8 protein-coding genes are annotated in these 10,071 nt (G+C 75.2%); 3 read left to right on the top strand and 5 right to left on the bottom strand.

Features of this window, described 5'->3' with window-relative positions:
- Window positions 1-16: 16 nt before the first annotated feature.
- Window positions 17-1,054, bottom strand: a complete 1,038-nt coding sequence (locus ACFVQZ_RS19560) for a CU044_5270 family protein (protein WP_383624232.1) — start codon at window positions 1,052-1,054, stop codon at window positions 17-19.
- Window positions 1,051-1,845 carry an RNA polymerase sigma factor gene (locus ACFVQZ_RS19565; RefSeq protein WP_321192580.1) on the bottom strand — a complete coding sequence of 265 codons (795 nt, stop codon included), beginning with the start codon at window positions 1,843-1,845 and terminating at the stop codon, window positions 1,051-1,053. Before ACFVQZ_RS19565 ends, ACFVQZ_RS19560 begins: the two co-directional genes overlap by 4 nt.
- A 134-nt stretch (window positions 1,846-1,979) precedes the next feature.
- On the opposite strand from ACFVQZ_RS19565, the gene ACFVQZ_RS19570 reads away from it, so the two are divergent.
- The gene (locus tag ACFVQZ_RS19570) at window positions 1,980-3,569 is read left to right on the top strand and encodes a serine protease (RefSeq protein WP_383624236.1); all 1,590 of its coding nucleotides are present in this window, start codon (window positions 1,980-1,982) and stop codon (window positions 3,567-3,569) included.
- Between the two features lie 107 nt (window positions 3,570-3,676).
- Here the strand turns inward: ACFVQZ_RS19570 and ACFVQZ_RS19575 are convergent, their stop codons facing one another.
- Complete coding sequence (locus ACFVQZ_RS19575) at window positions 3,677-4,996, bottom strand: GntR family transcriptional regulator (protein ID WP_383624239.1); 1,320 nt, start codon at window positions 4,994-4,996, stop codon at window positions 3,677-3,679.
- 47 nt (window positions 4,997-5,043) lie between these two features.
- On the opposite strand from ACFVQZ_RS19575, the gene ACFVQZ_RS19580 reads away from it, so the two are divergent.
- Together ACFVQZ_RS19580 and ACFVQZ_RS19585 are read left to right on the top strand one after the other, a co-directional pair.
- Window positions 5,044-6,324, top strand: a complete 1,281-nt coding sequence (locus tag ACFVQZ_RS19580; RefSeq protein ID WP_321192581.1) for an MFS transporter — start codon at window positions 5,044-5,046, stop codon at window positions 6,322-6,324.
- 36 nt (window positions 6,325-6,360) lie between these two features.
- The gene (locus ACFVQZ_RS19585; RefSeq protein WP_030493698.1) at window positions 6,361-7,263 is read left to right on the top strand and encodes a hypothetical protein; all 903 of its coding nucleotides are present in this window, start codon (window positions 6,361-6,363) and stop codon (window positions 7,261-7,263) included.
- A 76-nt stretch (window positions 7,264-7,339) separates the two neighbouring features.
- On the opposite strand, the gene ptsP is transcribed toward ACFVQZ_RS19585, so the two are convergent.
- Both ptsP and ACFVQZ_RS19595 read right to left on the bottom strand, forming a co-directional pair.
- Window positions 7,340-9,010 (bottom strand): phosphoenolpyruvate--protein phosphotransferase, encoded by a 1,671-nt coding sequence (ptsP, locus tag ACFVQZ_RS19590; RefSeq protein WP_030493699.1) that lies wholly within the window; start codon window positions 9,008-9,010, stop codon window positions 7,340-7,342.
- 80 nt (window positions 9,011-9,090) lie between these two features.
- Window positions 9,091-9,540 carry a PTS glucose transporter subunit IIA gene (locus tag ACFVQZ_RS19595; RefSeq protein WP_030493700.1) on the bottom strand — a complete coding sequence of 150 codons (450 nt, stop codon included), beginning with the start codon at window positions 9,538-9,540 and terminating at the stop codon, window positions 9,091-9,093.
- Between the last annotated feature and the right edge of the window lie 531 nt (window positions 9,541-10,071).

Consider the following 10,071-nt stretch of genomic DNA (forward strand, 5'->3'; position numbering starts at 1 on the left):
TTCACCACGGACCTGCTCAGCCGGGCAGCTGCCCGGCCCGCGCCACCGCCGCCTTGGTGAGCACCGCGGTCCCGCTCAGCACCGTCCCGGCGGGCCCGGCGTCCGAGCCCGCGACGGCCACGGTCCGCTCGCCGAGGAAGGCCGAGGTGGACCGGTCGAAGACCCACTCGGTCCGCTCCCCGCCGGCGGTACGGGCCACGGCCACGCCCTCCCGGCCCGACGCGTCCCGCGCCGACGGCACCACCTCGACGCCCGGGATCCGCGCCGCCGCCTCGTACAGCGCGGCCGTCACCTCCGGCGGCGCCCAGGTCTCGGCCAGCAGCGTCCCGATCGCGCCGAACGCCCGCTGGTCCGCGTCCCCGCCGCCGGTACGCGTCTGCTCCCGCACCAGCCGCAGCAGGGCGCCGGGGTCGGTCGGCAGCCCCGCCACGAAGGCGTGCGTGGGCGCGGTCACCGACGGCTCCGAGGGCTCCAGCAGCGTCCGCCGCGGCTCGGCGCCGGGACCCTCCAGCTCGTACACGGGAAGGCGCGGCGACAGCTCCTGGTCGGCCGACCCCGCCTCCCGTACGAGCCCGGGCCGGCTGCCGTCCGCCGACAGCCACACCTGCCGCCGGTGCGCGGGCTCCACGACGGCGGCCCCGCCCGAGGCGGGCCGCCCGGCCCGGGACACCAGGCTCTCCACGTACACGAACTCCTCCGGCCGCGCGTCCGGCGCCGGCGCGGAGGCGGCGGCGAGCGCGGCCCGCGCCAGCACCGCGGAGGCGCCCTCGGCCCGCACCGCCGGGCGCGGCTCGCGCGGCTCCGGCGGAGCGGCCACCAGCACCGCGCCGGCCGCGATGCCGCACACCACGGCGGGCACGGCGAACCGCACGGCCTTCCGCGTCCACCACACCGCCGGCCGCGCGGGCCGCGCCGCCGCCATCACGGTCCGCCGCAGCTCCCGCTCCCGCTCGGGCGCGAACTCCGGTACGGCGGGCGGGGGCAGCAGCTCGGTCAGCTCGGTGAGCAGCGGGTCCTGGGAGCGGGGTCGGGGTCGGGGATCGATGTCGTTCATGCCGGCTTCTCCGGGGAGGTTCGGGGGACGAGGACGGTACGGCCCGCACGCGCGGGCACGGAAGCGCGGGACGCGTGGCCGGGCGGGAGGCCCGGGGACGGGTCGTGCGCGGGGTGACCGGGGGCGCCGGGCGCGGGCCCCGGGGGAGCGGCGGCCGGGCCGTCCGGAAGACCGGCCGTCAGGGGATCGGCCGCAGGGGCGGGGTCCGGACGTCCGGAGGCCCCGCGGCCGTCCCGCCGGCCGCGCCCGCGCCGCCCGGAGCGCAGCTCCGCCTCCGCGAGCGTCCGCAGCCGCTCCCGGGCCCGGGAGAGCCGGGACCGCACGGTGCCGACGGGGATGCCCAGCGCCTCGCCTGCGGTCGCGTAGTCGAGGCCGGCCCACACGACGAGTCCGAAGACCTCCCGTTCACGGCGCCGGAGCCGGCCGAGGGCCACCCGCGCGGCCCGGAGCCGTTCCTCGTCGGCGAGCCGCGAGGCCACCGCGTCGCTGAAGTCCGGCAGCACCCCGGTGTCGGGCATCCGCGCCAGCGCCGCATCACGCCGCCGCGCCTCCCGCGCGGCCCCGCGCAGCACGTTGGTCGCGATCCCGAGCAGCCACGGCCGCAGGCTCCCGCCCTCCGCGTGGACCTTGCCCCGGCAGCGCCATGCCTCCAGGAAGGTCGCGGACACGGCGTCCTCGGCGGCGGCGCGGTCGCCGCACATGCGGTACGCGTACTGGAACAGCACGCGTGCGTGCGCGTCGTACGCCTCGCCGAGCGCCGAGGGGTCCCCGGCCCGGAAACGTTCTCTCATCTCTGGTTCCACACCGGGTACTGGCCGCCGGTTCGCCCGGGTTCCCGTGACCCGCGCCACACCACCCGCCCGCACCGGCCTCCGCTGTGGCGCAGGTCACCGGAACTCCACCCGCCCGGGGGCCAGTTCCCTGCATGAACGAAACGACGACGACCGGATCCCGGATCCGGCCCGCCTTCCGCGCCCTCGCGCTCGCCACCGCCCTCACCGCGACGGCCTTCACCGTCCCGCCGCTCGCGCTGGCCGCCACCGCCCAGGACGAGACGGTCACCCTGACCATCCGCCACGTGAACCGCGACGGTGCCGCGGCGTCCGCGTACGCGACCCACGTGGCGGGCATCTCGGGGCCCGGCCAGGACGTCGAGGAGAACGTCCACGACCCCTCCGGCACCGTCACGCTCCGCCTGCCCAAGGGCCGCTACCTGCTCGACTCGGAGGTGTACCCCCTCCGGAAGGGCGCCGGCACCGACTGGCTGGTCCAGCCCCGCCTCGACCTCGACCACGACACGACCGTCACCGTCGACGCCCGCACCACGTCCCCGGTCGACGCCCGCCCGCCGGAGGCCGGCGCCGAACCCCGGCACGCCATGTCCTTCGTCGAGGTCCGCCACGAGGGCCGCACCCGCTCCACGAACCTCATGTCCTCGGCCGCCGGCCTGCGCGTGGCCCACCTCGGCCCCGACGCCGAACCCGGCTCCGTGACCGCCACCTTCGACGGCTACTGGATCGGCGAGAAGGCCGACTACGCCCTCGGCTACCGCTTCACCTCCGGCCGCTCCCTCACCGGCTTCGTCCGCCGGCCCGCCCCCGGCGACCTCGCCACCCTGAAGGCCCGCGCGGCCGACCGCGAGGGCGCCGGCGGCTTCGGCTCCGCCGCGATCCAGCCGTCCGACGGCACCACCGTCAGCCTCACAACCGAGCTCGCCCGCTCCGGCACCGCCACCTTCCACGTCACCCCCGAACGCGGCACCTGGGACCTCTCGTACACCACCCCGGGCACCCCCGACGCGCCGCCCAACCTGTACCAGGCGCCGGAACTCCCGGCCCGCGCGGGCGAGACCCGGACGCACACCTTCGACAACGCCGTCCTCGGCCCGGCGCTCGACGAGACGTCCGGCGCGCGGCCCGCGGGCGTCCGGGACGGCGACCGGCTCGCCTTCGACGTGCCGCTGCTCGCCGACGGCGACGGCCACATCCCCTCCGACCCGGTCTACCGCTCCGCCGCCACCACCCTGCACCGGGACGGCGTCCTCGTCGGCACCCACTGGGGCGCGCCGGGCCGCGCCTCCTTCACGGCGGCCGAGGCCGACCGGGCCCGCTACCGGCTCACCGCCACCGCCACGCACGGCACCGGCACGCACGCGGGGCGCACCACCGCCGTCTGGAGCTTCGACTCCGCCGCGACCACGTCCCCGACCGCGCTCCCGCTGAGCGTGGTCCGCTTCGCCCCGCCGCTCGCCCTCGACGGCACCGCTCCCGCGGGGGCGGAGCTGCGCGTCCCGGTCACGGTCCAGGGCCCCGCCGCCGGCGAGGGCCTGCGGTCGCTCCGTGTCCGGGTCTCCGTCGACGGCGGCGCCACCTGGACCGACGCCCCCGTCACCGGCGGCGCGGTCACGGTCCGCAACCCGGCCCCGGGCGGCACCGTCTCGTTCCGCGCCGCGCTCACCGACACCGAGGGCAACACCCTCGACCAGACCCTCGGCCACGCCTACCGCACCCGCTGAGCCGTACCCGCTGACCCGTACCCGCTTGTTCCGCTGTTCCGCGCACGCGCGCGCGTGGGCCCGTCGCCCGGCCGTTCCCCGGCCCGGGCGACGGGCCCATCCGTCCCTCACCCCCCGTACGTCGCCTGCGCGTCCCCCAGCACCCGCGCGAAGTCCGCCGCCAGCCGCTCGGCCGCGTCGGGCAGCAGCACCGAGGCGGTGATCCGTACGGCGGGGGGAGCGGCGATCCGGAACCGCGCGCCCGCCGCCACCCACCAGCTGTGCGTCCGCAGCCCGTTGACCACCGCGGACTCGTCCCGCACCGGCACCCACACGTTGAGCCCCGCGTCCCCGGTCGCGCGGATGCCCCGCGCGCCGAGCGCGTCGACCAGCGCGCCCCGCCGCTCGGCGTAGGCGGCCTCGCCGCGCGCCACGAGCCGCGCCACCTCCGGGTCGGAGAACAGCCGGACGACGGTCTCCTGGAGCACGTGGCTGACCCAGCCCGAGGTCATCAGCATCCGCCCGTCGTGCCGGGCCAGCGTCACCTCGTCCCCCGTCAGCCCGGCCCACCGCAGGTCCACGCCGAGCCGCTTCGACACCGTGCGCACCTGTGCCCAGCGGGCCGGCCGCAGCGCGCCCAGCGTCGGGCCCGGGGGAGCGTCCAGCTCGGCGAGGTAGTCGTCCTCGATCACCAGGACGTCCGGGAACTCCCGCAGCAGCGCGCCGAGTTCGTCCCGCCGCTCCGGGGTGAGCGAGGCCCCCGTGGGGCACTGTGCGCGCGGGCTGAGGACGACCGCCCGCACCCCGGCCCGCAGCGCCGCCCGCAGCCCGTCCGGTGTGATCCCGGCGCCGTCCACGGCGACCGGCACCGTCCGCAGCCCGAGCGCGGGCACCAGGTCCAGCAGGTGGTGGAAGCCGGGGTCCTCGACGGCGACGGCGTCGCCGGGCCGCAGCTCCACCGAGAGGAGCCGGGCGATGCAGTCGAGCGCGCCGTGCGCGAAGGTCACCCGCTCCGCCGGCACTCCGTCCCGCCGGAACCACGCCCGGGTCAGCTCCTCCAGGGCGGCGAGCCGGGGCGCGGCCCGGTGGGAGCCGTAGACCGGCCGTACGCCGCCGGGCGGGTGGAGCACCGGCAGGAACGCGGGGTCGGGGAGTCCGCTCGCGAGGTCGGTCAGGCCCTCGGGCATGCGCGGAGGCCGCCGGGACGCCTCCGAGGGCGCCTCCGCCACGACCGTGCCGCCCCGGCCGCGGGTCACCACGAGCCCACGCGCGCGGAGTTCCTTGTAGGCGGTCGCCACGGTGCCGGGACTGACCCCCAGGTCCTCGGCCAGCCTGCGTACGGGAGGCAGCGCGTCGCCCGGAGCGAGCTCGCCCTCGGTCACGCCGCGCTCGACGGACGCGGCGATGCCCTTGGCCGTCGTCCCCTGGATCGAATATTGTGTTGCCACGTACGGAACTATGTATCAATACATAACTCGCGTCAAGGGGGAACCGCGTGAGCCGCCCGAAGCCGTGGCACCGCACCGCACTCGACCGCATACCCGGAGGCCGCGACGGCCGCCGCATGCTCGTCGTCAGCATCGTCGACAAGACCGGCACCGGCCTCTGGGCCGGCTGCACCGCCCTCTACTTCACCTACGTCTCCGGCCTGAGCCTCGCCCAGGTCGGCCTTCTCATGACGGTCGCCGGCGGCGTCGGCATCGCCGGAGCCCCGCTCGCCGGACTCCTCGCCGACCGCTACCCCCTCGTCCGCGTCATCGTCGCCGCCCAGCTCATGCGCGGCGCCACGCTCATCGCCCTCCTCACCACCGACCACTTCCTCCTCCTCACCCTCTACTCCGCCCTCGGCGCCCTCCCCGACCGCGCCGGCAGCGTCCTCATCAAGCTCTACGCCGCCCGCCAGGCAGGCACCGAACGCGTCCGCTACCAGGCCATCCAGCGCACCACCGTCAACATCGGCTGGTCCATCGGCGGCCTCGGCGCCGCCGCCGCCCTCGCCACCGGCTCCACCCAGGCGTACACCTACCTGCTCGCCGGCAACGTCCTGTCCTACCTCGCCATCGCCGTCCTCACCCTGCGCTGCGCCGAACCCCCCGCCGCCTCCCGCGTCGCCGCCACCGGCGACGACACCCCCCGCCCCACCCCCGGCAGCCCCTGGCGCGACCGCACCTTCCTCGGCTACACCGCCACCGACGCGGCCCTCTACCTCGACGACACGATCCTCCAGGTCGCCGTCCCCCTCTGGATCGTCCACGCCACCGACGCCCCCGCCGGCCTCGCCCCGCTCCTCCTCGTCCTCAACACCGTCCTCGTCGTCCTCTTCCAGGTCCCGCTCGCCCGCTTCGGCGCCACCACCCGCGCCGCCCGCCGCCTCCTCGTTCCCCTCGCCGGCCTCTTCGTCATCGGCACCACCGCCCTCGCCGCCTCCGCCGCCGGCGGACGCACCCTCGCCGTCGCCGCCCTCGTCGTCGCCGTCACCGCCCTCACCTTCGCCGAGATCCTCCACGCCACCTCCTCGTGGGAACTCTCCGTCGCCCTCGCCCCCGCCGAGGCCCAGGGCGCCTACCTCGGCGTCCACGGCCTCGCCCAGTCCACCCAGCGCTTCGCCGGCCCCCTTCTCGTCACCGGGGTCATGACCGCAGGCCCCCTCGCCTGGCCCCTCCTCGGCCTCGCCCTCGTCGCCGCCGGAGCCGCCCAGCACCGCCTCATCCGCGACCGCGTCGCCTCCACCCCGCCGTCACTGTCAGTGGCGACGGTTACGGTGAGTGAGCACTGATCGACGTGCCCGGCACACCACACCCGAGGGGGACCCATGACGACGACCACCACCCGCACGACCCGCCTCCGCCGCGCGCTCCGCCGCGAGATCCCCAGCACCGTCGGACTCCTCGCCGACGCCCAGGACTTCGCGGCCATGCGCCGCTACCGCACCTTCGCCTTCGACGACCACACCACCTACCTCAAGGAGGTCGAAGCCCTCCTCAAAACCCTCGCCCGCCAAGGCACCCACACCACCGTCGCCCTCTTCGACCCCGACGAATACGCCTCCTACTGCGCCGAGACCGGCCTCGACCCCGACCACCCCACCAGCCGCTGCCGCTTCACCGACCACCTGGCCACCACCGGCGCCCGCGTCACCTACACCGGACAACCCCTCACCGAACTCCTTCCCGCACTCGTCGACACCGCCGTCCGCCGCGCCACCTGGGAGTACGCCACCACCGTCCTCGCCACCGCGGGGGACTGCCCCGACTGCGGCCAGGACCGCGGCCGCGACGCCTTCGACCGCGCCACCCGCCTCCTCCTCAGCCTCCTCGACGGCGCCGGCCCCGGCACCCACCACCTCGTCTGCAGCGTCCCCGCCGCCGACGACCACCTGCTCGCCGTCCTCCACAGCGCCCGCGACGAGCACGGCACCAACCACCACGACCCCACCGCGGCCACCGAGTTCGCCGCCGTCCTCGCCGCCGGCCTGGCCCTCGCCGCACCGGGCGGACTCGTCCTGCGCGCCACCCGCCCCGGCCACCCCGACCGCCTCCACGGCTGGCGCCTCGCCGACGGCACCCTCAGCCCCCTCACCGAGGCCGAGGTCTTCGCCGCCTACTGCACCGACGCCCGCACCGGCGAACCCCTTCCCCCCGAGCACGGCGTCGACCACCGCGCCGGCTTCCCCGTCACCCCCGGCCCCCACGAGCACCGCCCCGGCGCCTGCTGACCCCGGACACGCCGAAGGGGCTCCCCGCCACCAGGTGACGGGAAGCCCCTCCGGACCACGCCCTACGACTCCGGGCTCACTCCCCGGACAGCACCGCCTGCGCGGCCAGCCGCGCCTCGTGCGCCGTGTCCGCGGCACGCGCCGCGGCAGCCGCCCGCTCGCACTGCGCGAGCGTGTACTTCGCCAGCGTCGCCCGCACGTACGGGATCGACGCCGCACCCATGGAGAGGGAGGTGACGCCCAGACCCGTCAGCACACACGCGAGCAGCGGATCCGAAGCGGCCTCGCCACAGACACCACAGCTCTTGCCCTCGGCCTTGGCCGCCTCGGCGGACAGCGCCACCAGGTCGAGCAGCGCCGGCTGCCACGGATCCTGCAGCCGCGACACCGCACCCACCTGACGGTCGGCGGCGAAGGTGTACTGCGCCAGGTCGTTGGTGCCCAGCGACAGGAACTCGACCTCCTGCAGGATCGAGCGCGCCCGGAGCGCGGCGGACGGAATCTCCACCATGGCCCCGAACTTCGCCTGCAGCCCCGCCTCGCGGCACGCGTCGGCGAACGCCTTCGCGTCCGTCCGGTCGGCCACCATCGGCGCCATGACCTCCAGGTACACCGGAAGCCCCGCCGCGGCCTTGGCCAGCGCGGTCAGCTGCGTCCGCAGCACCTCCGGGTGGTCGAGCAGCGACCGCAGACCGCGCACGCCCAGCGCCGGGTTCGGCTCGTCCGCCGGCGTCAGGAAGTCCAGCGGCTTGTCGGCACCGGCGTCGAGCACCCGCACGACCACCCGGCCCTCCGGGAACGCCTCCAGCACCTGCCGGTACGCCTCGATCTGCTTCTCCTCCGACGGCGCCTTCTTGCTGTCGTCCAGGAAGAGGAACTCCGTACGGAACAGACCGACGCCCTCGGCGCCCGCCTCCACCGCGGCCGGCACGTCGGCGGGACCGCCGACGTTCGCGAGCAGCGGCACCTTGTGCCCGTCCGAGGTGGCACCCGGACCGCTGGACGCCGACAGCGCCGCCTTCCGCTCCTCGGCCGCCCGGGTCAGCGCCGCCTTCTTCTCCTCGCTCGGGTTCACGAAGATCTCGCCGGTGGAACCGTCCACCGCGATCTCGGTGCCCTCGGCCAGCTCACCGGCGCCGGGCAGCGCCACGACGGCCGGCACGCCCAGGGCGCGCGCGAGGATGGCGCTGTGACTGGTCGGCCCGCCCTCCTCGGTCACGAACCCGAGCACCAGACCCGGGTCGAGCAGCGCGGTGTCGGCCGGCGCCAGGTCCCGCGCGATGAGCACGTACGGCTCGTCGCTGTCCGGAACACCCGGCATCGGCACGCCCAGCAGCCGGGCGACGATGCGGTTCCGCACGTCGTCCAGGTCGGCGACCCGGCCCGCCATGTACTCGCCGGCACCCGCGAGCAGCTCGCGGTAGTGCGAGAAGGCGTCGTAGATACCGCGCTCGGCCGAGCTGCCGACCGCGATCCTGCGGTCGACGTCGGCGATCAGCTCCGGGTCCTGGGCGATCATCGCCTGGGCCTCCAGCACCGCCTGGGCCTCGCCGCCGGCCAGATTGCCGCGCGCGATCAGGTCCGCGGCCACGGCCTCCACCGCCTGGCGGGCGCGCCCCTGTTCGCGCTCCGCGTCCTCGGCGGGAATCTGCTTGGCGGGCGGCTCCAGGACCGCCGTGCCCATGTGCCGCACCTGGCCGATCGCCACACCGTGGCTGACCCCGACGCCTCGCAGCGTTGTCTCCATCTCACCCGTCTCCGATAGAGCGGCGGCCGGTGCCGCCGCGTTGAATGTCGTACTCGCGGCCGTCTGGCGACGGACCGGCCTCAGCTCCAGCCGAAGAGCTGGTCGCCGGCCTTCACGTCGCCGTCCTCACGGACGTCGGAGAGCGAGTCGGCCGTGGCCTCGAGGGCGACGACGGGACAGATGGGGGACTTGCCGGCGGCCTCCACGGCGGCCGGGTTCCACCGCACGACGGCCTGGCCGCGGGTCACGGTGTCGCCCTTGTTCACGAGCAGCTCGAAGCCCTCGCCGTTGAGCTGCACGGTGTCGATGCCCAGGTGCGTCAGCACACCGTGCCCCTCGCCGTCCACGACGACGAAGGCGTGCGGGTGCATGGAGACGATGACCCCGTCGACGGGCGAGACCGCCTCGGAGGGCTCGCGTACGGGATCGATGGCGGTGCCGGGCCCGACCATGGCACCGGAGAAGACCGGGTCGGGGACATTGGCGAGACCGATGGCGCGTCCAGCGAGTGGCGACGTCACGGTTGACATGGGAAGCCTCCCAGGGGCGGAGATCGTGTGGCGCCGCCACACCTGTCCTGGGCGGCGCGTACTAGTTCAGAAGCGTAAGTCATAAGAAGTCCCGGTTCCGCACGAGACGTACCACTTGGCGGACCTAGGGACTACCGGAAACGATTTGCCTCCACTGACGGTGGGATGTACTGTCGTACTCCTGCCTGACCCCAACGCGGCCTTGAGTCGTGGGTCGGCAGCACCATCAAGCCAGATCCTAGCCCCAGTGGTCTACACCTCTGCCTGCCCCGGTTCCCGCCGGCGAGCGCGGGGGGTGGTCAGGGAGCCGGAGAAAGCCTGGTAATGTTTGACCCCGCCGGAAGGCCCCGAGAAAAACAATTCGGGACCGGAAAGCACCGAGGAAATCGGATCGGAAAGATCTGATAGAGTCGGAAACGAAGGAAGCGCCCGGAGAGCCTGGAAACAGGAACGAAGGAAGCGTCCGCACCTTGAGAACTCAACAGCGTGCCAAAAATCAACGCCAGATTAGTTGATACCCCGTCCAGCCGG

The sequence above is a fragment of the Streptomyces sp. NPDC057854 genome (assembly GCF_042797055.1).
In the GTDB taxonomy this organism is placed as follows: Bacteria; Actinomycetota; Actinomycetes; order Streptomycetales; family Streptomycetaceae; genus Streptomyces.

Excerpts from the sequence above, each read along its gene's own strand:
- ACFVQZ_RS19560 (WP_383624232.1), bottom strand. The coding sequence starts at position 1,054 with ATGAACGACATCGATCCCCGACCCCGACCCCGCTCCCAGGACCCGCTG.
- ACFVQZ_RS19565 (WP_321192580.1), bottom strand. The coding sequence starts at position 1,845 with ATGAGAGAACGTTTCCGGGCCGGGGACCCCTCGGCGCTCGGCGAGGCG.
- ACFVQZ_RS19570 (WP_383624236.1), top strand. The coding sequence starts at position 1,980 with ATGAACGAAACGACGACGACCGGATCCCGGATCCGGCCCGCCTTCCGC.
- ACFVQZ_RS19585 (WP_030493698.1), top strand. The coding sequence starts at position 6,361 with ATGACGACGACCACCACCCGCACGACCCGCCTCCGCCGCGCGCTCCGC.
- ptsP (WP_030493699.1), bottom strand. The coding sequence starts at position 9,010 with ATGGAGACAACGCTGCGAGGCGTCGGGGTCAGCCACGGTGTGGCGATC.
- ACFVQZ_RS19595 (WP_030493700.1), bottom strand. The coding sequence starts at position 9,540 with ATGTCAACCGTGACGTCGCCACTCGCTGGACGCGCCATCGGTCTCGCC.